19 protein-coding genes and 1 pseudogene are annotated in these 23,784 nt (G+C 35.0%); all 20 read right to left on the bottom strand.

Annotated elements, in window-relative coordinates:
* Positions 1–37: 37 nt before the first annotated feature.
* Positions 38–1,096 carry an ABC transporter ATP-binding protein gene (locus ADJ83_RS04015; protein ID WP_048717042.1) on the bottom strand — a complete coding sequence of 353 codons (1,059 nt, stop codon included), beginning with the start codon at positions 1,094–1,096 and terminating at the stop codon, positions 38–40.
* Complete coding sequence (locus tag ADJ83_RS04010) at positions 1,089–2,123, bottom strand: ABC transporter ATP-binding protein (RefSeq protein ID WP_048717041.1); 1,035 nt, start codon at positions 2,121–2,123, stop codon at positions 1,089–1,091. The genes ADJ83_RS04015 and ADJ83_RS04010 overlap by 8 nt, the downstream gene beginning before the upstream one ends.
* Positions 2,120–2,977: an ABC transporter permease gene (locus ADJ83_RS04005; protein ID WP_048717039.1), complete on the bottom strand. Its 858-nt coding sequence runs from the start codon at positions 2,975–2,977 to the stop codon at positions 2,120–2,122. The genes ADJ83_RS04010 and ADJ83_RS04005 overlap by 4 nt, the downstream gene beginning before the upstream one ends.
* A gap of 15 nt (positions 2,978–2,992) precedes the next feature.
* A complete protein-coding gene (locus ADJ83_RS04000) occupies positions 2,993–3,973 on the bottom strand; it encodes an ABC transporter permease (protein ID WP_160314241.1) in 981 nt (326 codons plus the stop codon).
* A 70-nt stretch (positions 3,974–4,043) separates the two neighbouring features.
* Positions 4,044–5,768, bottom strand: coding sequence for an ABC transporter substrate-binding protein (locus tag ADJ83_RS03995; RefSeq protein ID WP_048717034.1), 1,725 nt, complete (start codon positions 5,766–5,768; stop codon positions 4,044–4,046).
* 323 nt (positions 5,769–6,091) lie between these two features.
* The gene (locus ADJ83_RS03990) at positions 6,092–6,736 is read right to left on the bottom strand and encodes a GntR family transcriptional regulator (protein ID WP_048717032.1); all 645 of its coding nucleotides are present in this window, start codon (positions 6,734–6,736) and stop codon (positions 6,092–6,094) included.
* Positions 6,737–6,929: 193 nt separating this feature from the next.
* Positions 6,930–7,880, bottom strand: a complete 951-nt coding sequence (locus tag ADJ83_RS03985; protein WP_048717029.1) for an ATP-grasp domain-containing protein — start codon at positions 7,878–7,880, stop codon at positions 6,930–6,932.
* A pseudogene (locus tag ADJ83_RS03980) lies at positions 7,880–8,936 on the bottom strand (LLM class flavin-dependent oxidoreductase). The gene ADJ83_RS03985 and the pseudogene ADJ83_RS03980 overlap by 1 nt, the downstream one beginning before the upstream one ends.
* A 521-nt stretch (positions 8,937–9,457) precedes the next feature.
* Positions 9,458–10,240 carry a serine/threonine protein kinase gene (locus tag ADJ83_RS03975; RefSeq protein ID WP_048717027.1) on the bottom strand — a complete coding sequence of 261 codons (783 nt, stop codon included), beginning with the start codon at positions 10,238–10,240 and terminating at the stop codon, positions 9,458–9,460.
* 99 nt (positions 10,241–10,339) lie between these two features.
* Positions 10,340–10,933, bottom strand: a complete 594-nt coding sequence (locus ADJ83_RS03970; RefSeq protein ID WP_053094365.1) for a cell wall hydrolase — start codon at positions 10,931–10,933, stop codon at positions 10,340–10,342.
* 452 nt (positions 10,934–11,385) lie between these two features.
* Positions 11,386–11,985 carry a pyroglutamyl-peptidase I gene (gene pcp, locus ADJ83_RS03965; RefSeq protein WP_048717025.1) on the bottom strand — a complete coding sequence of 200 codons (600 nt, stop codon included), beginning with the start codon at positions 11,983–11,985 and terminating at the stop codon, positions 11,386–11,388.
* Positions 11,957–14,962: a M14 family metallopeptidase gene (locus tag ADJ83_RS03960; RefSeq protein ID WP_048717023.1), complete on the bottom strand. Its 3,006-nt coding sequence runs from the start codon at positions 14,960–14,962 to the stop codon at positions 11,957–11,959. Before ADJ83_RS03960 ends, pcp begins: the two co-directional genes overlap by 29 nt.
* Before the next feature lie 12 nt (positions 14,963–14,974).
* A complete protein-coding gene (locus tag ADJ83_RS03955) occupies positions 14,975–15,901 on the bottom strand; it encodes an ABC transporter permease (RefSeq protein ID WP_048717021.1) in 927 nt (308 codons plus the stop codon).
* Entirely contained in the window at positions 15,898–16,830 is a 933-nt protein-coding gene (gene nikB, locus ADJ83_RS03950) for a nickel ABC transporter permease (RefSeq protein ID WP_016204070.1), read from the bottom strand. Before nikB ends, ADJ83_RS03955 begins: the two co-directional genes overlap by 4 nt.
* Before the next feature lie 73 nt (positions 16,831–16,903).
* On the bottom strand, positions 16,904–18,484 hold the full coding sequence (locus ADJ83_RS03945) for an ABC transporter substrate-binding protein (RefSeq protein ID WP_048717018.1): 1,581 nt from the start codon (positions 18,482–18,484) through the stop codon (positions 16,904–16,906).
* Positions 18,485–18,522: 38 nt separating this feature from the next.
* Complete coding sequence (locus ADJ83_RS03940; protein ID WP_048717015.1) at positions 18,523–19,521, bottom strand: ABC transporter ATP-binding protein; 999 nt, start codon at positions 19,519–19,521, stop codon at positions 18,523–18,525.
* Positions 19,511–20,512, bottom strand: a complete 1,002-nt coding sequence (locus ADJ83_RS03935) for an ABC transporter ATP-binding protein (protein WP_082169239.1) — start codon at positions 20,510–20,512, stop codon at positions 19,511–19,513. Before ADJ83_RS03935 ends, ADJ83_RS03940 begins: the two co-directional genes overlap by 11 nt.
* A 341-nt stretch (positions 20,513–20,853) precedes the next feature.
* Positions 20,854–21,621, bottom strand: a complete 768-nt coding sequence (locus ADJ83_RS03930) for an IclR family transcriptional regulator (RefSeq protein WP_048717013.1) — start codon at positions 21,619–21,621, stop codon at positions 20,854–20,856.
* A 12-nt stretch (positions 21,622–21,633) separates the two neighbouring features.
* Positions 21,634–22,653, bottom strand: coding sequence for a biotin-dependent carboxyltransferase family protein (locus ADJ83_RS03925; RefSeq protein ID WP_048717011.1), 1,020 nt, complete (start codon positions 22,651–22,653; stop codon positions 21,634–21,636).
* The gene (gene pxpB, locus ADJ83_RS03920) at positions 22,650–23,381 is read right to left on the bottom strand and encodes a 5-oxoprolinase subunit PxpB (protein WP_048717009.1); all 732 of its coding nucleotides are present in this window, start codon (positions 23,379–23,381) and stop codon (positions 22,650–22,652) included. Before pxpB ends, ADJ83_RS03925 begins: the two co-directional genes overlap by 4 nt.
* Between the last annotated feature and the right edge of the window lie 403 nt (positions 23,382–23,784).

The raw sequence follows: 23,784 nt of genomic DNA, 5'->3' as shown, positions 1-23,784 counted from the left end.
TAGTTATGTTTAATACTACGTTAAATCCTTACATTCATTAGCTATTATATAAATGACACTCTACTAACCTACCATTAACATTATTTGGTTTTGGTTCAACTGTTTTACATAATTCAGTTGCAAAGGGACATCTTGGATGAAATCTACAGCCTGACGGAAGATTAATAGGATTTGGTGCTTCATCATCTAGGGAAACCATCATTCCATCTTCTTTGGGCTGAGGATTAGGCACTGCCGCAAGGAGTGCTTGCGAATATGGATGAAGAGGATTTTTTATCATCTCTTCCGTGTCTCCAAATTCTACAATTCTTCCCAAATACATAATAGCAGTCTTATCGCATACATATCTGATTAAAGACAAATCATGAGAAATGTAAATACTTGCCAAATTCAACTCTTTCACAAGGTTTTTAAAAAGATTTAACACACCTGCTCTTATCGAAACATCAAGCATCGAGACAGGTTCATCTGCAACTAGAAATAACGGTTCTATTACTAGTGCACGTGCAATAGCAACGCGTTGACGCTGACCACCACTTAATTGATGAGGATATCGATCAATATATTTATCTGCAGGTCTTAATCCCACCATTGTTAATACTTCTAACATTCTATTTAATCTAGCTTGCTTCCCTTTAACACCATGTATCTTTAAAGACTCTTCTAATGTCTGTTTAATCGAAAATCGAGGATTCAACGTTTCATATGGGTCCTGAAATACCATTTGTGCCTGTTTTCTAAACGTTTTATTATCTCTAGCTTTTAAATCCTTCAGACTTCTCCCATTAAAGATAATATCACCGGATGTTGGTTCTTCTAACTTTACCATCGTTTTAGCCAAGGTAGATTTCCCACATCCAGATTCACCAGCAAGTCCAATTGTTTCTCCTTCATGAATTCTTAACGTAATGCCATCAACAGCTTTTACTATCTTTTTGGGAGCATTTTTCTTCCACTTACTAAAAGACTTTAGTTGAACCGGAAAATGGACTTCTAAATTATTTAATTGATAAACTACTTTTCTAGAATCAGCATCTGGAGAAATTTCATTCTTTGAAATTTCTTTTATCGATTTACTTTCTACTAGACTATCCATATTGTTCAACTCCTTTGTAAGCATTTAGCCAAGTTTCATACTTTTGCGCTTCTTTTCTCATTGATTCCACTTGATCAGTATGGTGACAAGCTACAACATGCCCCTCTGTAATTTCTTTATTATCAGGCTGACTTGTTTGACAAATATATGTCGCAAACGGACATCTATCGGCAAACCTGCATCCTTTTGGTGGATCGATTAAATCCGGTGGATATCCAGGGATTGATATTAAATCAAATTTTTCTCCTTTTATATCAGGAAAGGCATTTTTTAATCCCATTGTATACGGATGATAAGGATTTCCGAAAACTACCTCAACACTACCGGATTCAACAACTTTACCTGCATACATTACGACAACCTTTTGACAGGTTTCTGCTACAACAGATATATCATGCGTTACCATAATCATTGAACTATTTAATTGCTTTTGCAAATCTCTTATTCTTCTTAGTATTTGAGCTTGAACAACCACGTCAAGAGCGGTTGTAGGTTCATCTGCAACAATAACAGCTGGATTTAAAGCTAAAGCCATTGCAATAATTGCACGTTGTCTCATTCCTCCACTGAATTGGTGTGGATAATCCAAAAGTCTTGTTTTTTCAATACCTACAAGTGCAAATAATTCCTCTGCTCTTTCCCATGCTTCTTTTTTCGAAATAGAAGAATGGTTTAGTATAGCTTCTGTTATTTGATTCCCTACACGATAAACAGGATCAAGTGCATTCATAGCACTTTGAGAGACAATTGAAATATCTTTCCAACGTACTTTTCTCATGTCTGATAACGACAAAGTAAGCAAGTTATTACCATCAAAAATTATTTCTCCCGTTGAGTATGCTCCCCTAGGTAACAATCTCATAATTGATTTTATAATCGTTGTTTTTCCACAACCAGATTCACCCACTAATCCGAGATTTTCACCACGTTCAAGTACAAAGTTAACTTCATCTACTGCTTTAACCGGACCCTCGATTGATTTATAAAAGGTACTCAAATTTTTAATTTCTAGTAAAGTATTTGTCATCTTCTCAACCTCGGATTCAAGATTTCCTCTAGTGATCTACTTACAAAAAATCCTGACATTACTAAAAGAGTAATAGCCATACCAGGAGGAATAACCCACCACCAAGCTTTGGTTATAGCATGAGCTACGTATGCATCAAAAAGAATTTTCCCCCAGCTAATCAGTAATGGATCACCATAACCTAAAAAACTTATACTGGCTTCTGTTACAATAGCTGAACCCATCGCTAATGAACCAAATACTAGAGCTAGCGGAATTATATTAGGTGCTATATGCCTAAAAATAATCCGAAAAGGTCCAGCTCCATTTAATTTTGCTGCTTGAATGAAGGTTCTTTGTTTTACTGAAAGCACTTCAGATCTGATAACCCTTGTCGTCGTTCTCCATGAAATCAATACAATTGCTATGATAATATTCCATATACTAGGACCAAGTACGGCAACCATTATCATCGCAAATGGTAAAAAAGGAATGCCATAGACAATATCTGTCATTCTCATTAACAAATCATCAATCTTCCCACCAAAGTAACCAGCAATAAGTGCAACAGTAGTTCCAATAACGGTTACCATTAATGCACATGTGAATCCTACAAATAACGCAACTCGAGTTCCAGCTATAACTTGGCTAAAGACATCACGGCCCATTTTTGTGGTTCCAAGTATATGTTCTGAAGAAGGGGGAGTCATATTCAACAGCTGACCATCATCAGAATAATTTTGTGTTTGTGGATCATGTGTAATTATATAAGGTGCAAATATTGCTAATAAGATGAAGAAGAGCAAAAGGATAATACCTATTAAGCCTAATTTGTCACGTAATAGGGCTCTCATTAGTTTCTTTCCACTCATCATTTATTCCTCCCTTCCTTATTTATAGCTAACTCTTGGATCTAAATATCCATATAATACATCTGCAATAAGATTAAGAATTGTTACAATTACTCCCATTAAAAAGAATGTTGCTTGTGCAACTGGGTAATCATTCCGCTGGATAGAATCGACAATAAGTCTTCCTATTCCAGGCCAATTAAAGACTACTTCCAATAATACTTGACCGCCAATTGCAAAGCCTACAAGTAATGCAATTTCCGTAACAACCGGAAGTAAAGCATTCCTTACAGCATGTTTAAACATAATAGCGCCCTCGGTTAAACCTTTCGCTCTACTTAATTCAATAAAATCTTCTTCCATTATTTCTATCATAGAACTTCTCATGACTAACATAGGACTTGCAACATAATACAGAGCACCAACTGCTGATGGAAGTAACAAATGATGGAAGAAATCTAGATTAAAATATGTTTGAAAAAAACTACTTGTATCTTTACCAGGCTCATACATTCCCCCTATCGGAAACCAGTTTAATTTATGGGATAAGAAAGCTAATGCTACCATTCCAATCCAAAAAATAGGTGCGCTTCGAAAGAATAGAGCCACCGATACAACAATTGCTTCAAACTTTGTTCCCCTATACCAAGCTGTTAATGCTCCGAATATAATTGCTAGAACTAATGCAATAAGGATGGTAAACCCCATTAAGAATATAGTAGGAACTAAATAATGATTGATTAAACTCATAACAGGCTCTCTTGAACTAAATGATATTCCAAAATCCCCTTGTACAAAATTAAGTAGGTATAGCCAGTATTGTTCATACAAAGGTTTATCAAGCCCGAATTGTTGAAGTACTGCCTCTCTTGCTTCCATAGGCAGTGCAGCATCTACAAACATTGTAGTCGGGTCACCTGGAAGTACTCTGAACATAAAAAATAATATGGTTAGCAATATGTAAAGAGTTAAAACTGCTTGGAGCAATCTTTTTCCTATAAAAGCTAGAATATTTGGCACAGTCATTTCTCCCCTTTCTCTAAGTTCATAAGAAGAGGGAAGTGAACTTACTCAATTCCCTCTTGTTCAATTACTCTACCTCTTTAACAATTCCATTCGATTTATCTTGATCCGTTTTCCCTTCAGGATAGTATATCTTTCCATTTTCATCCCACTCGTAGCCTGCTTCTTTCAAAGCATTTACAGCTGCATCAAAATCATAATCGTAACCTTTCAATCCGTCACTAAACCAATATTCATTCGCTGGACTAATTAATGCTGTCGCCGTTTCTCCATATCCTTCTAATATTTCATTCACAATTCTTTCTTTCGGAATGGTATAAGTAAGAGCTTGACGTACAGCTTTATCATCAAACGGCATTCTTCTTATATTGTAATTAATATGGTATAAACCAATATCTTTTACAGATATTACCTCTACTTGATCATTTTCTTTTAAATCTTCTACTTGAGTTGGTTCTATCCACCAACCACCAATATCAGCTTGTCCTTGAGCTACTGCAGCAACCATTGTTTCCGTGTTAGAGTATGGAATACTTAAAATCCCATCCACTTTTGCTGGAGTAAAATATTCTTTATTAGTATCAAGCTTCATTTCTTGATCTCGTTTCCAGTAATCCAGTTTAAAAGGACCACTACCAACAATATCTAAATTTTGATTTTCTAAAACACCTTGAGCTCCTTTTTCATCTAATAATGGTTTCCAATAATGTTCAGGGAATATATACATTTGCGCTAAAGTATTACTAATAAATGGTGAGTATTCTTCTGTTAAATTAAATCGAACAGTTAAATCATCGATTACTTCAACGGATTCAATTGGTTTAACCATCCCCATAAAGTAAGGAGACTCCACTTCCTTTACTAAATCAAATGAGAATTTAACATCATTTGCTGTAACAGGTTTCCCATCATGGAATTTCATATCTGAACGAAGTTTAACTTCATACGTTTTACCGTCGCCATTCTTATCTGTAATAGATTCAGCTGCCCAATTTTTTGGCTCTCCTGTTTCCGAAATTCTTACTAAACTATCATATATTAAACGAGTTACTTGGAAATCATGAGAGTTTGTTGAGCTTAATGGGTTTAAGGAGTTTATATCACTTGGATAACCCCATCTTACATATTTTTGTTCGCCAGTTGGCTCAATTGCCATGAACGTCCAAAAACTATTTAATCCCTCTCCGACCATATATTTTACATTTGTAAAATTAGCTTTGTTGTAAGGCATAATTTGATCTCTATATGCAACTGGTGCATATGGAATATCCTCTAAAAATAGCTCTTGTGCTTCTTTAACTATTTCTTTTCGTTGTGCTGGATCTGTTACTTTTCGTTGTTCTTCCGCTAACTTGTCATACTTTGGATTATCATATCCAGCAACATTATATCCACCTATTCCACTTTGAGAAGAATCTAACGTTGCATAAATAAAATGATCGGGATCTATTCGCTCAGCTCGACCAGCCCACGATAGAGTAAAAGAATCATATTCTTTCTTTTGAATTCCAACCTCTGATAAACGATTCCATTCTAAAGGGGTTACTTTCACATCAAACCCTAATTTTTTCCATTCTTCTGCTGTCATTAAACCAAATTCATATCTAACTGCATCGTAATCTGGCGTTGTAACATACATTTCAATTTCTCTAACTTTTCGATCCTCCGGTAAATTTTCAGTAACGGGCAATTTTAATCCTTCGTCAGTATCTGATTCTTTACTTACAGACATTGAACAACCAGAAAGGATTAACACGAATAATAGTGCGAATATTAATGATTTTTTATACAAAATTAGATCCCCCTTTATTTGATGTGTATTCTGTATACAGTGAACGGTATACAACATTAACTAGTCCCTATTTTATTTTTTAATCAGAATATTGTCAATATTATTTTTATAAAATTTATATTCTTTTCCTTATATAAATATTTAAATTCCTCTTTCAAAATCTTCTCTTAAAGAATTCATGAGAAGATTTGTAAAAAAAATAGTAAAATTACAATAGAAAGTTCACATAACAATCGGATGATTTATTGACAGGGTTAGTCAATTATAAAGAAAGACAACATAGTAATAAATCTTTACAAAAAAATAGAACCACCTAATGTGGTTCAAATAAAATCAGACATCCCTCTTATTTGATCATTTAAGAGATGCTTTTCTATTAAATTTACTGCTATTTTTGAATCTCTTGATTTTATCCCTTCTAAAATTTCAACATGCTCCTCATAAATTTCATAATTAAAAGAAGATTTATGATTGATATTTGCTCTATAAATCAACAATAAAGATGTGACATGATTTAATAAGTGAATTAAATGTTCATTCAGACAGCTCTCTCTCAAAGCAGAGTGAAACTTTGTATTTAAATCAAGTACTTTTAAATGATCTCTTTCCTCAATTGCAAGTTTAAGAGTATCTAATATTTGTTCCATTTTATTAATATTCTCTTCAGTAATTGTATCAACAACCATTTTTACAACTTCTTTTTCCAATAACAATCTACATTGATATAGCTTCAGAAAATCCTCTTTATCAATATTGACAACCCTCATACCATTTTCATCTTGTACGATCAATCTTTCCTTTTCTAATTGTCGTAAGGCTTCTCTTAATGGTGTTCTACTTATTTTATATTGTTCTGCTAATTTAGACATGTTTAACTTTTCACCAGGTGAAATTTGACCACTTAATATAAGTTCTTTAAACTTTGTATAAACCTGCTGGTAAATAGGTTGTGCATGTTTTATTTCCATTTATCCCTCGTTTCCATATTGTATTCTGTATACAGAAAACAATATAATAAAGTTAGATGTAAAGAACAAGCTAATAATTCTATTAATTAGCTTAATTTATAGAATTATTATATCTTGATAGATAACGATATTTCAAGATATAACTTATTACAGAACAAAAGGACAGACAATCTTATCTGTCCCTTTGCTCTATTTACTTCGAAACTCCATATCTACTACTCAATTCATTTCCCAAATAGGTAGCTAGTCGAAGCATTCCATATATGCCAGCTTCTTTTTCAGCATCGGCATTGTAGTTTGTATTTGTATTGATATCATACGTATAGATCGTACCGTTATGATCTTTCATGAATTCAATCCCGGCAACTAGGATTCCTTGTGAAGCTAAGAATTGTTCATATTTTTCGATGATTGGCTCATTGAAACCTTGCTGGATAGTAAAATTCGGTTTTTCTTCCACTTGTTCACCGACAGGGCAGAATAGATCATCGATTTGGCATGCATCTGCTGGACAAAGCTCAAATCCTCCTGCTGTATCTACCTTCACTGCGTAAACAAATTTCCCACCAACAAATTCACATCTTGTAATGGATTGATCTGGTGTTTCGATATACTGTTGAATTAAGGTAATACCATCGACTGGTTCTTCAAATTCCGGTCCTTCCACATATGACTCAAGTTCATTTATGGAATGGAATAAGCGAACACCCAAGCCTTTTCCTGCCCGATTATGCTTTGTAATAAAAGAAGGGTTGCCAAGCTGTTTTGCTGCGGCAATAATATGATCTTTACCAGTTGCCACCAACGTTCTCGGAGTTGTAATTCCATGCTTTTGTAAGGCAGCATATTGAGCTGCTTTACTCACCTCTAACTTTAAAGCGCTACTGCCATTTACTACCGTTCTTCCATGAGATTCTAGCCATTCCAATACAGCCGATGTATATTCAGCAGCATAACGGTGACCCCGAGTATGCGAAGAAGCACTCATCCTACTATAGAAAATCCCTTCCGGCGGCTCTTGGAGTAAATCGAAACTACCTTCTGATAAGTCCCATTCCTCATACGGCAAATTTAATTCATCTAGTCTTTTTGTTAAATGGACCGTCCACTCACTATTTTCATGAATAACGTATATTTTACTCATCACCCAGTCACTTCTCTTTCTTTTCTTAATGTCTCAACTAATGGCATAACTTTTTCGGAAAAGTTTTTCATTTCCTCAAGCTGTGGAGAAAATTGCAAAAGCAATAAATCAACTCCGACTTCCTCATAATCTAGGATTTTTTTCGCTATTTGTTCAGGTGTTCCGATTAAATTAGGACGGAGTCCACGATTGGAAACAGAGTAGTCATATAACTTTATTTGTTGTTCTAGTTGAGATTTATTAACGAAATCATCGAAGCCAGCATAAGCTGATGACTCTTTTACATCGGTAATTCTCTCTATCTCTTTTTGCGCTTCCTCTTCTGTATCACGGCAAACAACATAAGCAGCCATTCCAAAAGAAGAAAATGGCGTGTTTCCATATTGCTGTCTTTCTTCCTGCATTCCTTTTATTTTTACCGCAATTTCTCCCACTGTTCCACCATGCATCACATAGGCATCACAATTTTTGGCAATAATCTCTTTCCCTTTTGGACTTTCTCCACCTGCATACAGGATTGGATTAGGTTTTTGAATCGGCTTTGGTGATAATTTTGTATTTGAAATCTCATAGTATTTTCCTTTATAGCTAAAGGTTTCTTCTGACCATAAACCCTTTAAAATATCAATAAATTCTTGTGTTCTTTCATAGCGATCATCATGCTCTGTGAAGATGCCACCATATTGTTTCGCTTCCTGCTCCCACCATGCGGAAACAATATTTAACGTAAATCTCCCATTACTAATATGATCGATGTTTGCAGCCATTTTTGCTGCAACAGCTGGATTATGAAAACCTGGTCTGATTGCAGTCATAATTTCTATTTTTTCGGTAACAGCAGCTAAAGCCGCAGCTGTTGACCATGCTTCTAGAGAATCTTTTTCAGGGCCTTTAATATCGTTTAAATATAATTCAGCTATTAAAGTGGTATCGTAGCCCCATTTCTCCCCACTTTGAATTACTTCTTTTGCATATTCAAACGTCGGCGGCATTTTTTCATTTTCTACATTTCTTAGCCATCCCCCAAAAAATAGGTAGCCAAAATCCATATTTCATGCTCATTACCCCTTTTCCGATATAGCCTAAAAGAAGCTACCATCGCAAATAAAACGAATTGTTTAGAATATTAAAAATGTTATTATATTTCTTACTAGAATGCAATATTTATATAACAAATCCGATATACTTAGTACGTGCGATTAAGTACATATATTTTTGTAAGCACTATTTTATTACGATTCAATCTTTTTTATTACAATCATGTATTTTTTTTGTAAATTTTCGTTATATCTATGCGTTGTTTGATAAAATAATATCTAAATCCGTATATCAGAAGAGGTGATACTTTGTTTAGAAAAATCATGAGGAAAATACAGCAATTTTCGGGCAGCTACAGTAAAAGCCGTCGTCATAAAAGATATAGCAGTAGTGACCGAAGAGGTTATCACAAACACAAAAGCTACAGCAGCTCTGACTATAGAAAACGCAATCCATACGGTGGGAGCCATTATTATAAGCGCCGGAAGCATAGTAGTAGTTAATACTAAAAAATCTTGTACTCAGATGTACAAGATTTTTTAGTTTATACATTTTTTATTTTTTAAAGCTTCCCTCACACTTTTTAAATCATTTTCAATTTTATCCCCATTCGTATAAGGTTCAGAAATGCCTAACAATTTTTTAAGAAGCTTTACTGTTGCAGGATGCAAAGTTAATTCCTCAAGCCATGTCCGTTTTTTGCTTTTCTTCCCTTTAAACTCGGAATACAATAAAAACAAAAGTATTTGACCAAAATCATAGTAATCATCTTGACGATAATTGCTCATTTCTTTCTCCTCATCTTCCACTTGCTTAGCAAGACCAAAGTCAATTAAATACACTATACCTTCGCTAACAAGAACATTTGGTGGTCTAATATCTAAATGAAAGATTTTGTGTTGATGAAGATAGTTAATAATAGAGAGAAGTTGAGTCATCAGTTCTAGCGCTTCTATTTCTGTGAACTTTTGATTTTGAAAAAATAATAAATCTTCTATATTATCTCCCTCTACATATTCCATCACATAATAATGTTGAGTTCCTATTTTAAATTCCTCGATTAGAGCTGGGACCGCGGGATGCTCTATTTTTCTCAATAATGCTGCTTCATCCTTAAATCGTTCACACTCGCGCTGTTTTTTCCCTTTGCTTGGCCGCAATTGTTTCACTACATATTTCTTTCCTGAGCGATTATCTGTGCACAAGTAAATCATCCCATATGCACCAAAGCCAAGACATTTTTCGACTTCGTATATGTTTAAGGAAGTTCTATTTTTTAGTGGTTTATCAAAGATCCAACGAGTTACATAACTCCATTTCAATATGGTTTACCCCTTCTGTTTAAATGTTCTACATTTCATTTTAACAAAAATAGTCCAAAAAAAGCACCAATCTATTAAAACTGGCGCTTCTATTACTATTTATCTAGCAAAACGATGATTTCCAATTGTAACCGTTACTTCTCGTGTTAAAATCCAGTCACTTTTTGCTGTTTTTGGATTAAAGAAATAAAGAGAACCATTTCCTTGGCTGCCTAATGCAATGGCTTCATTCACGGCTCTTTTTGACTCTACATCAGCAGCTTTATTTATTTCCCCATTTTGAACTGGAGTAAATGCATAATAGCCATTTGATTTTTCATAAATGACATTACGAATCGTATTTGGAAATTCGTTGCTTTTCACACGATTCAGAACAACAACTGCCACTGCAACCTTCCCAGCATAAGGTTCCCCAACTGCCTCCGCACGTACCAATCGTGCCATTAAATCTTTATCAGCCGGTGAGACTGTTGCATTTGGTAGAATCATATTTTGACCTGTAATTAACGGTTTATTATTATTAGCCTTCATTAAATCACTGACAGGAATCCCAAATCCTGTAGCTACTTTCCAATAGGTGTCTCCAGATTGAATCGTCCGATTCGTTGCTGCCTCTGCTTCTTCTATTAATGTAAAAGCTGAAAAAGATAACACTATTCCAGCGGCTACTATTAGCTTCTTTAGTGTCTTCAAATTCTATTACCTCCTAGTAGTTGTTTCTGTGTCTACTACTAAGCTATCAGATGTAATATTTCTATTCATCGTCCAAAAAGTGGTAATAGAGAGATTGCTAGGTGAAAGCTTTGCTAGATAAGGATTGAGATTTTTGATGGAATTGTTAACCAATTGAATTAGTTAGCTAGGGATTTCCTTAGGAGGGGAATTTAGGTAGGAATGTTACGGTTTTTTATTTGGTAGTAATAATCGAGAGGGATTAGAAGTCAACAATAGTAATTCAGCAATCTTACTTACATTATCTGTGTTTCATTCACTCTAACTTTCCATTCTATTCTTAACATTAGAATGGTCATTAATGTTTTGTTTTTCACCTAGCCTAACTATTCAAAAGCATTTAATAAAAAAAGACCAGCATAGCCGATCTCCAATAACTGAGCTTAACATGATAGAAGGCGATTCCTTCCTCCTTACATCTCCTCAATACACAATCGAATCCCTCTAACCAAATCAGCATGAGACATACTTGGTATTTTCCCATGCTGAATTGCAAGTTCATGGGAAGCCGGAATATGAATAAATCCAGATTTCACATTAAGTTGATTTTTCTTAATATGATATAACATTCTATACATAACATGATTACAAAGATAGGTACCTGCTGTGTTGGAAATATCAGCCGGCAAACCATTTTTTGTAAGTGATTGTACCATTTTGCGAATAGGAAGTGTACTGAAGATTGCATCAGGTCCTTCTTCGATTATTTTTTCATCAACTGGCTGATTACCATTGTTGTCTTTGGCTCCATCATTACAGTTAATCCCTATTCGTTCTGGCGTAATTTTAAATCGTCCACCGGATAATCCTAATGAAATGACGGCATCTGGTGTAACCGAATTAAAATGATCTAAAATTTCATTACCAGATTTAGAGAAATCAACCGAAAGAATTTTACCAACTATTAAGTAATCATTTATCATTGTTCCATCCAATTCTTCTACAATTTGCTTGGTAGGATTAATGGGAAAATCTAAAAATGGTTCAAATCCAGTTAGTAGTAGTTTTTTCATATTCCTGCACCTCATTTAGTCTTATTGGTCTTTTTCTATATATTGCACGCTTTTTCTTATTAACTCGATGATTCACTCGGATATTATCTTGAATCATCGTTTCAATAATAGCTGTAAGAAAAAGCTTTTGTGCTTTTATACAAGCTTCTAATGTTTTATCATACACTGTTTCGTCTGCTGCTTCTGATATAATATCAGCTGCTATCCAATCTGGAAATCTAGACACGGCACTGGTCGCAGAAGCATTAGCTTCTACATTCCAGACGTAAAAAATCAAATCCTCATGCAATTGAAGGGGGAAAATATCAGGAATCCAATTATGACCATATTTTTTGTATCGATTTAGCCAATAATGGTTCTTTTTTTGAATATCCGTTCCTACAATTTTCTGTTGAATACTTTTTATAATATTCTTCAAATTCTCAACATGGAGGGAACTATTATTTAACTGACGACCTATTCCGTATATTAGGGCATTCGGGATAAAGTATGAAACCGGAAATCTTGGAGGACTATTATATCCTGCAAATGGCTGTACCCACTCATGTGAAGGGATTCCATGTCCATCAACGATTACATCTGGTGCCCATTTTTTCATCACTGCTGGAATAACATCAGCCTCTCCAAACTCTGTTTCCTGGTAAAGGACATCACGATATTCCAATCCCACTGCATTATAGCGGGCAGCATGATGTTTCCATTCCGGATTATCTTTTGTCATTTTTCTATGTAATTCTCTCCCATCAGGATTTGCCATAGGAAGTACGACAAGATTAACCTTTTGTAACACATCCGTTTTTATTTCCTGAATTAACTCCAAAATAGCAGGTGTGCTGGACACTTCATTCGCATGATGTCCTGCTTCAATAAAGATAGTAGGTTTATAGATGGATAGTTTTATGGAAGAATGAAACTCTTCCTTCATTGGAGCAGTAACCTCTAGTATTTGCAACGGATTCCCTTTATAAGAAACAGCAGGATACCATTCCCGTATCTGTTCTGATTGTCTGTGCTTATAAATTTTATTTACTTTAATAGCAACCTTTTTACGCTTGTTCGTCTTTACATCTACTAGGTAAGCAAATCTAGCATCACCATTCTTCGTAAAATCAATTTTTTCTGTTAGCCACCTATCTTTACTCTTTGATTGCCACCTGTAGGCAATTATTTCGGCAAAGGGAGTCGCAGCTTTTACTGCCTTCACAAAAGGGTGGACACCTCCAGGGGCAGTATAACCCTTCCCAACCGTTTCTTCCCCTTTTAGCATAAAGTAATCTAATGTATTAAAATAGATATCTTCATGCAATGCCTCCATAGAGGAGATTCGTTCTTCATTCAGAAAAAGCTTTCTTTCTTCTTCACTCATCGTTGCATAAACATCTATTCGATCAAATAATGGTTTGGAAAATCCTTGGCCTTCTTCTATATTGCCAATCTCTTTAAATAGTAACTCCATCACTTCATGTTGGTAATAAAAATAAAAAGATTCTCTGTCGGTCATATGTAACTTTTCATAAAGGCATTTGTCATTTTCTCTAATCCGTAGCAATCCTGTTGTAGGGAAAACTTTCTTACCCTTATCTATATAGGGAGATTCACGAACAGGAACGGTCAGCTTTTCACGTACGATTATTTGCTGCTCTCTATTATATGCTGTCAAACAATAGGTAGAAGGAGGACTTTCTACTAGAGAAAAATGAATATTTTCCTCTAAAATTCCTATCTCTCTTTCTATTAATAAATCAACTGGATATAACTCTTGAATCCATCTAATTGGTAATTCTACTCCTGCTAATAAATCTTTTTCACATTCAATCATTATGTGGCTAATATTGTCAGCATGTTGCTTTAATAGTGGCAGAATCTCTTCCTCAATCCAGAAAAATCCAGGTTTGAAAGCAGAACGAACTTTTACATGGTTGGTGTCGAATATTTCTTCTACTTGTTCTTTCACTTGTTTTCGAACCTCTGTTGGTTCCGATAGAAAGATTTCAATCATAAGATCTTTTCTCCCTTGATAAATGCTTGCTTGTTGCTGACATAGCTCTATCATTCTTTGTACTTCCCCTTTATCCTCCCATCTTAGATGAAACATCACCTCTTCCTTCATTGCCTTATTATTATCTTCCAGCTCTTGTTCCCATGATAGATAGGATCCCCCTTCAGAATAGTGCTTGCTACTACTGAAAAAATTCACCATTTTTGGAAGAATCGCAGATTTTCCTTTAAACTGAAGTATTTGAGTGTTCGGCAAAAAAACAATTTCCTCTTCTCTCTTACTATCAATAAATTCAATCGTAATTCCGTCCTTGCAAATACTGTCAGTCAGAGGGAAATGAAGCTCTGTAGACATCATGCCGATTCTAGCAGCTAAATAACATGCCTCCCTTATAAGATTGCTAGTACAAGGTTGTAAGAAACGAAAACCAACCTTTGTTTCCTTTGCAGGCGCTGCTTCTTTAACCTTCGTAAAACCAATTCCATCCCAAAAATCAGATAAAGACTGAATAGGATAATATTCAGTTTCTTTTTCTATAGAAGTGACAGGAATGGGTAGATGCATTCTCTTTCCATCTATTGCATATGCAAAAAATTCATTTTCCTGAAAGCCGACTTTATAAACTGGTCCATCTAAATTTTCACCTGGCCAATAATGTGCAAAATAGCGAATCAGCTTATCCAAATCCTTTCCATTATTATAGGTGAATACTAGATTTCCACTTGCATCAATTTGACATGCCGTTTCTACGTCATTTTTTTCAAAATAAATTCTCCAATCATACTTTGTTGATTCTTTAAAAAAATCAAAAGAAAGAGCTGTTGTTTCAAAGCCTAGTCTTCCACAAAAATCGATTAGTGCTATTGGAATAAAATCTTCTTTTAAGCAAATACAAACATTTACCCCATCAGGAACTCCATCATTATTATTGTCTGCAAGTAATCCGCCTATCTTCCATAAAGAATTTAGATCCCTCATATCATCCCAACCTTATAATTTTAAATTTGGATCCAATTTATCTCGAAGCCAATCTCCAAGTAGATTAAAACCAAATACTGTCAACATAATAGCAATACCTGGGAAAGTCGACGTCCACCATGCAGATGCTATATAATTTCTACTATCCGCCAACATTCCACCCCATGATGGAATTGTAGGGTCTACCCCAAGCCCTAAAAAAGTTAAGGACGCTTCTAAAAGTATGAATTCAGCTATATACAAGGTGCCGAGTACTAATATAGAGGAAATAATATTAGGGAAAATATGTCGCCTAATAATAGAAAAATTAGTGCCTCCTACAGCTTTGGCAGCTTGAACATATTCTAGCTCTTTAAGCGTGATTACTTGACCTCTGATTAATCGAGCGAATCCCACCCAATAGGTTAAGCCAAGAATAAGCACAATATTCCAAATACCTGTTCCTAATACACTCATAATAACAATTGCGAATAAAATAAAAGGAAATGCAAGCTGAACATCAGCCACACGCATAATAATATCATCAAGCCATTTTCCGAAATAACCAGATACCAATCCTAATACCGTTCCAATAACTAGCGCTATAAGGACTCCAAAAAAGCCAACTGTTAAAGAGATTTTTGCCCCATAAATAATTCTACTAAAGAGATCTCTTCCCAATTGATCTGCACCTAGAAAAAAACTTGATTCTCCTGATTCATCAATCCATGAAGGAGGAGCTAATCTAGCTGTCAAACTTGCTTCTCCAGGATCCATTGGTGCAATTAATGGGGCAAAAAAAGCACACATGACACTTATCAGTACAAGCAATAAACCGATCATTCCCCCTAAATTATTTTTCAGAAACACCAAAAACTTCATTATTTTTGACTGTTTCTTTTTTTCAATCTCACTAGAAAGAATGGTAGATTCAGCTTTTTCTACTAAAGGTTCCATCATTTTGCACTCCCTCCTGCTTTAATCCTAGGATCAAAAAAGCTGTAACTTAAGTCGACAATTAAATTTACTATTACCATTAATAAAGCCAAGACAATAACGCCACCTTGAATTACAGGGTAATCCCGTTGATTAATGGCATCCACAATTAGTCTCCCAACTCCAGGCCATGAATAAACTAATTCAATGATAACCGTTCCACCTAACAAGGAGCCAAATTGTAATCCAAGAAAAGTAATGGTTGGTATTAGTGCATTTCTGAAAGCATGCAATAGTATAACTCTCCATTCCGCTATTCCCTTGGATCTCGCTGTTGAGACATACTGTTGATTAAGTGTTTCAAGCATCGAGGATCTTACTAGTCTAGCTAACACTCCAGATAAAATTAATCCAAGTGTAAAAGAAGGAAGAATTAAGTATTCAAACCCTTCATACCCCGAAGAAGGAAACCATTTTAGATTGACAGCAAATATAATCATTAACATAATACCTAACCAAAAGTTGGGAAAAGAAACCCCTAATAAGGAAAAAACACGACCTGAAAAATCGATAAATGTTCCTCTCTTTAAAGCAGAGAGGATTCCAATTGGGAAGGCAATTAATATCGCTACCACAATTCCTCCTAAAGCTAAAATAACTGTTGCTCCCATTCTATCTTCAATCATGTGACTTACTGATTGGCCTGAATGAAAGGAAGTTCCTAAATCAAACGTTATGATACCTTTTAAAAATATCCAATATTGGACATATAAAGGTTCATCTAGCCCAAGACTTTTCTTTATTTGTTCAATCGCTTCATTAGTTGGTTCTCCAGCCTGAAACATTACAGCAACCGGATCTCCCGTTAACCGAATAGAGAAAAAGACTAATAAAGAAATCGCAAAAATAACAAATAAAGTATGCAATAATCTCCTCAGAATATATTGTATCAATGCGGATCCCACCTAATTATTAATTTTAAGATAAAGGATAGTATGAACCATACTATCCTTTAGGTCTCTTTCTTTATTCAACAGTGACATTTTCTAAAAACATACGGTCATCATGTGGTGGTTGGAAATTCTTCACTCTATTATTCACAGCATATAAATCAACTGTAGAATATAATGGAATTTCAGGAGTAAGTTCATAAATTCTTTCTGTTAACTCCATGAAAATCTTTTCACGTTCCTCTTGATCAACAGTGGTTCTTTCAGCAGTTAACAATTCTTCTACCTTATCATCTTTAAAAGTAGGGTTGTAATATTCACCTTCGTGATACATTAAGTAAGCAGTATTATCAAAATCTAATGTCCATCCGCCCCAGCCTTGTTGCCACATATGACCAGCGTTACCCTGAGGGACTAATTCTGTTCCTAATGTATTACTATCTACACTATTAATATTTGCTTTTAATCCAACCTGTTCTAAAAAGAAAGCTACGGCTTGAGCAATTTCTTTAAACGTTGCATCTGTTCCAGAAATATAGAAATCTAATTCTGTTCCCTCTGCAACACCCGCTTCCTTAAGAAGTTCTTTCGCCTTTTCAGGATCATATGGATAAGGTTCTAAATCCGGATTATTCCCAAATGATAACTCACTTTGGAACGAAGCAATCGGTTTTCCATATCCACTTAATATCTCATCAATTAACGCTTGTTTATCTATCGCATAATTAATAGCTTGTCTCACTCGAACATCATCTGTAGGTTTTTCGTTAAGGTCAAAGCGAATGGCATTAGCAGTTGGTGTTCCGACTTCTATTAGATTCAAAAATGAACTATCTTTCACTGTTTCAGCTTGGCTAACTTCCACTTTTTTCATAATATCAATTTTTCCTGTTTGCAATTCAGCAAGTCGCGTAGCAGACTCTGGTATTATTCTAAAAGTTACTTTATCCAACTTTGGAAGCTCTGCTTGCCAATAATCAGGATTTTTCTCAAGTACAACTTTATTATTTGATTCGTATTCTGTTAACTTAAACGGACCTGTTCCAACAGGATTATTATTGAAAAATTCATCGCCCTTTTCTTCAATATATTTAGGCGGTACGATTACTGCTCCATAGCCTGCTAGTTTTGTGATAATTACAGGATCCTTCGTTTTCATAATGAAATTTACTGTATAGTCATCCACAACTTCTACATGATCTATTGATGTATAATTAGCTTGTTGCGGTCCCTTTGCACCTTCCTCACCAAGTAAGCGATCAAAAGTAAACTTAACAGCATCAGCATTAAATGGCTCTCCATCGTGAAAGACAACTCCTTCACGCAATTTAAATTGTAATGTATTGTCATCAATATATTCCCACTCAGTTGCTAATCCTGGTTGAATCTCTAAATCTACTGTTCTCGTAACAAGCCCTTCATAAACAGAGGTCATTACCGTACTCCAATCTAAACGAAACGTATCAATTGGATCCCAGTTTTGAGGTTCTGTAGCTACCCCAATTACAATCTCATTACCTCTGTCTGTAACAGGATTTTCCTCACTTGAATTATCATCACTTTTACTTGATGATGACGAATTTGAACTACATGCAGCCAATAATAATATACCTATTACTACAATAGATATAAATTTAAAACTAATTGTTTTTCTCATTTTTTGTCCCCCATTTTCCTAGTTATTGATTTCTACTATTAGCTAATTTTTTCACTCAGTTCTTTATTGTAAAGATGACATGCTACCAATCTTCCATCTGAAAATTCCTGTAATTTCGGGGTAACCGATTTACATACTTCCATACACTCATTACATCTAGTATGAAAGCTACATCCTGCAGGTGGATTAGAAGGACTTGGTACATCCCCTTGTAAAATAATCCTTTCCCGTTTTTTCAAAGGATTTGGAACCGGTAACGCTGATAATAATGCCTTAGCATATGGATGTAACGGATCATTATATAGGCTCTGTTTATCCGAAATTTCAACCATCTTTCCTAAATACATAACCCCTATTCTGTCACAAAAATGTTTCACGACACTTAAATCATGGGAAATGAACATATAGGTCAATCCCAGTTCTTTCTGTAAATCCTTTAGCAAATTAAGAACTTGAGATTGGATAGAAACATCTAAAGCAGAGACTGGTTCGTCCGCCACAATTAGCTTAGGATCTGTTGCCAGTGCACGCGCTATTCCTATTCTTTGTCGTTGTCCCCCACTAAATTCATGGGGATAGCGATCAATCTGACTAGCTGTTAACCCTACTTGATCCATTAGTTTCAGTACTTTTTTCCTTCTCTCTTGCTTATCATATAAAGAAAAATTGATTAGTGGCTCCTCTATGATTTCTCCAACTTTCAAGCGTGGGTTTAAGGAAGCAAAAGGATCTTGAAAAATTATCTGTAAATCTTTGCGCAGTAATCTCATCTTTTCTTTATTAAGCATTGCAATATTTTTCCCTTGAAAATAAACTTCGCCATTTGTAGGTTCTAAAAGGCGAATAATCGATCTACCTGTCGTACTTTTCCCGCAACCCGATTCTCCAACTATCCCAAGTGTCTCTCCTTTATAAACTTGAAAGGAAACATCATCAACAGCTTTCACTTGTTTGCCTTCTTTTTTTCCAAATAATCCTTCTTTAATGGGAAAATATTTTTTTAAATTCCTTACTTCAAGTAAAACTTCATTTGTCATCAGCAAGCACTCCTTCCATTACGTATGCTTGATCATATAACCAACACTTACATGTTGATTTCTCATTAATTGAAAAAGTAGGAGGCTCCTTTTTGCACCTTTCATGGACCATAGAACATCTTGGTGCAAATCTACAACCTTCTGGCATATTCCCCGGGGAAGGTACTACCCCTGGAATGGAGGATAAGTATTCCCGTTCATTTTCGATGTCCGGTATAGCTTCTAATAATCCCTTTGTATACGGATGTTTAGGATTTTGAAAAAGCTCTACTACATTTGATTCCTCAACCACTTCTCCTGCGTACATGACAATGACAGTGTCACACATTTCCGCAACTACTCCTAAATCATGGGTGATAAGAATAATGGACATATCTAGCTCTGTTTGTATTTTTTTCATTAATTCCAGAATTTGTGCTTGTATCGTTACATCTAAAGCAGTCGTTGGTTCGTCTGCAACAAGTATGTCTGGATTACAAGATAATGCAATTGCAATCATCACCCGTTGTCGCATTCCACCAGATAATTGATGTGGGTATTCATGGAGTACTTCCGTTGGTCGAGGAATCCCTACTAGCTCTAACATATGTAAGGCTCGTTCATATGCTTGTTTTTTCGTTATAGTTTGGTGATTTCGAATAAGTTCTACTATTTGATAACCAATTGTATAAACAGGATTGAGAGAGGTCATCGGTTCTTGGAAGATCATTGCAATATCTTTCCCTCTAAATTTCCTCCACTCTTTCTTTTTAAGTTTTGTTAAGTCTCTTTGTTTTAAATTGATTATTCCACCTTTATAGCTTACATTAGGAGGCAATAAGCCCATCAAGGCGAGAGATGTCATACTTTTTCCACATCCTGATTCACCAACAATTCCGAGGGTTGTCCCTTTTTTTAACGAAAAAGAGACATTATTTACAATGTTGATATAGCTTCCACCCGCCGTTACGCCCACTTCCAAATCTCTTACAGTTAACACTTCTTCTGTCAAAAAATCAGCCCCTCTATATTCAAAATATCAGAAAACAACTAATTGAAAAATCTGATAATCTTAAATTTTTTGAATTTTTAAAGTAAAAAATATTCTGAATGATAAAGTTTGTCATTTTGTTGGAATTGGTAATCATTTTCCATAATAAATGTTCAAGTTCTGAAATTTGGAATTTAAGTTCCGAATATTTATTATGAGTTTCATTCTAGCATGTTAAATTTAATTGTAAAATGTTTTGTTAGATCTTCTGACAATATTTTTACATTTTGTTGTATAATAAATCATTACAGTGGATAATTATTCCATATACTAGATTCAGAATATATTTAATTTTTCCTTCTTTACTGTGGCACGCCTACTTTATATCCTAGTTTTACAGAGATTGCATTTGCCCCTTCTCTTACCTTTTGAATAAAAAGATCAAGCTTCTCTTCTTGAAAACGCACTTCTGGACCAGCAATACTAATTCCAGCAATAATTTTTCCTTCATGATCAAAAATTGGAGCTGATACGGATACTGTATAATTTTCAAGCTCTGATTTACTAACTGTATAACCGTTTTTGCAGGTTTCTTCTAATTGATAGCGAAGTTCATTCTTGTTTGTAATAGTTCCTTCACCAATCGGCTCCAAAATAACTTCTTCTAAATACTTTTCCTTCTCTTCTTCAGGTAGATAAGCTAATATAATGCGAGAACATGCCCCAGCATATAAAGGCGATCTTCTACCTATAGCTGTATATAATCGAACGGGATGATTCGTATCCAATTTCTCAATATAAATTGCTTCTTTTCCATCTTGTATAATGAGATTAACCGCTTCATCCACCTCATCACGTAGATTTCGCATAATAGGCAAGGCAACTTGGCGAATATCAAGTCTGTCTGCAACCAATTGACCAAATTGCAAGAATAATAGCCCTAGTGAATACTTTCCTTCTTCATCCTTTTCTAGAAAACCCATATCTTCTAAAGAACCAAGCATACGATGCACTGATGTCTTAGGTACCCCTGATAAGGAAATAATTTCATTAAAAGATAGTTTTGGGTAAGTAATAAAAAGGGTGAGTATATCTTTTGATTTAATTACCGTTTTATTTTTATTTTGCATCCTTTACCTCTCCTAGTTGAAACGATTTTCATTTATTTTCATTTTTAAAAAAATATCTAGCTCTCTCATTCCTTTTTCCTTTTGAATGATTAGGTATTCTGCTTCTTGTAGGGTACTTTCTTGAAAACTAATTTTTTCTCCTGGCTTTATTTGTGCTATTAAAGATAAATCCGCGGAAACTACTTGCGCAATTTTTGGATAGCCACCTGTTGTCTGTCGATCTGCAACAAGAATTATGGGATTGCCGTCAGGGGGAAGTTGAATGGTTCCGAACGTTACCGCTTCAGAAAGCAGCTCACATTTCTCGTTTAGTTTCACTTCCGGCCCATTTATTCGATACCCCATACGATCAGACTGTGGAGTCACAGTATATTTTCCAGTATAAAAATTCATCTGACTGTTAGTAGAGCACATCGAAAAATGATTTCCAGCTAAAATTCGTATTCTGTATTCATTAGAAAATGTAATAAATTTATGGAAATCTACAAACCAGTTGGTTGAAGTAAATGCATTTAATGCTTTGTTGTTCTGGAGTTTAATGATAAGTTTCTCAGAAAGATGAGATATCGAATTAATCTCAATCCTATCCCCTGCTTTTAAGGGCCTGCCTTTATAACCACCCATACGAGCACGTAAATAGGTGCTCTTACTATTTAGCATCTCAGGAACAGTGAATCCCCCGGCAACACAAAGGTAGGCACGGCATCCAGACTTTATTTTTCCAAAATTTAGCACACTTCCTTTTTTCACTAAAACAGGACGCCATAATGGAACACTCTTCCCCTCTATTGCTGGGGATAGATCTCCTCCGGTAATAGCAATAAGCATATCATTTTCAAATAAAAGTGTAGGACCTAACAAAGTAATTTCTAAGCCAGCTTCTTCTTCTTTATTACCGACAATTAAATTACCAATTCTAAGAGAATAGCTATCCATTGCCCCGCTAACGATCACGCCATGCTTCTGGAAGCCATGTCTCCCCAAATCTTGGATACTTGAAAGCATGCCCGAATTAAGTACGGTAATTGTCATGCTTTTTCCTCCTTCTGGAAAAGGAATTCCTCTTCTGATATAGGAAAAAATTTCACAATGTCTCCAGCTTGAAGTAAACTTGGAGGATTTTTATTGGACAAGAATAGTTGCAAGGGAGTTTTACCAATGAGTTGCCATCCTCCAGGTGTAGCAATAGGATATACCCCTGTTTGTACTCCAGCAATTCCTACTGACCCAGCAGGAATCAATTGTCTTGGAGTAGAACGCCTTGGTGTCGCAATCTTTTCTGACATTCCTCCTAGAAAAGGAAATCCTGGTGCAAAACCTATCATATGGACAAAGTATTCTCCACTAGAATGAAGGGCTATAACTTGATCAACAGTAAGATTATTATATCTTGCCACAAATTCTAAGTCAGGACCGTATTCTCCACCATAACATACTGGAATCTCCACTTTTCGATTGGTGGTCATTTCTGCTTCTTCAAGATGATTTACAATCTCTTCCATTCGCGATTTCACGATAAGAAAAGGAGACAAAGATTGGTTGGTTGTTTTTCTATAAGATTCATAAATTAAATAAGGATGATAATAAACCGTTACATTTGTATATGCTGGAACACATTCAATAAATCCTGGAAAAGCATGATTTTCTAAATAGTTAGTTATCATTTGCACTTTTTGATGAATACCCGAGTCAATGCAATTACCAAAACGAACAACAATTGCTGAATCGCCAAAAGATTCTATTATTACATTATGTTGTATTCTAGATGCATCAAGCAGTTAAACCACCTCTTTCTACTTCTAAATTCAGTTACAACTACACTTGTTTTCGATTCCCGAAATTCAGAAGTTAAGTTCCGCTTTTTAATTATAAATAATCTTAGCATGCCCTCTTCCAAAAAAATACTATATTGTCAGATTAACTTACACATCTTTTATGAGTGTCTCTCTCATTTTTATGGGGCTTATTGTATATTCATCCTTAACTTGATTTTTTTTATTGAAAAATATGTACAAGAATGCATAATATTATTAATAATGAAGAAGGAAGAATTAGTTTATTTCTTATATAGTTTTTTCAAATGAAGAATAGGGAGAAATAAAAATGCTCATTCGAAATGTCCAACCATCGGATTTACCACCATTATTAGAAATAGAAAATATC

Origin of the sequence: Bacillus sp. 522_BSPC (assembly GCF_001076885.1) — a bacterium.
Classification (GTDB): Bacteria; Bacillota; Bacilli; order Bacillales; family Cytobacillaceae; genus Niallia; species Niallia hominis.
This window is presented reverse-complemented; position numbering and strand designations above follow the sequence as displayed.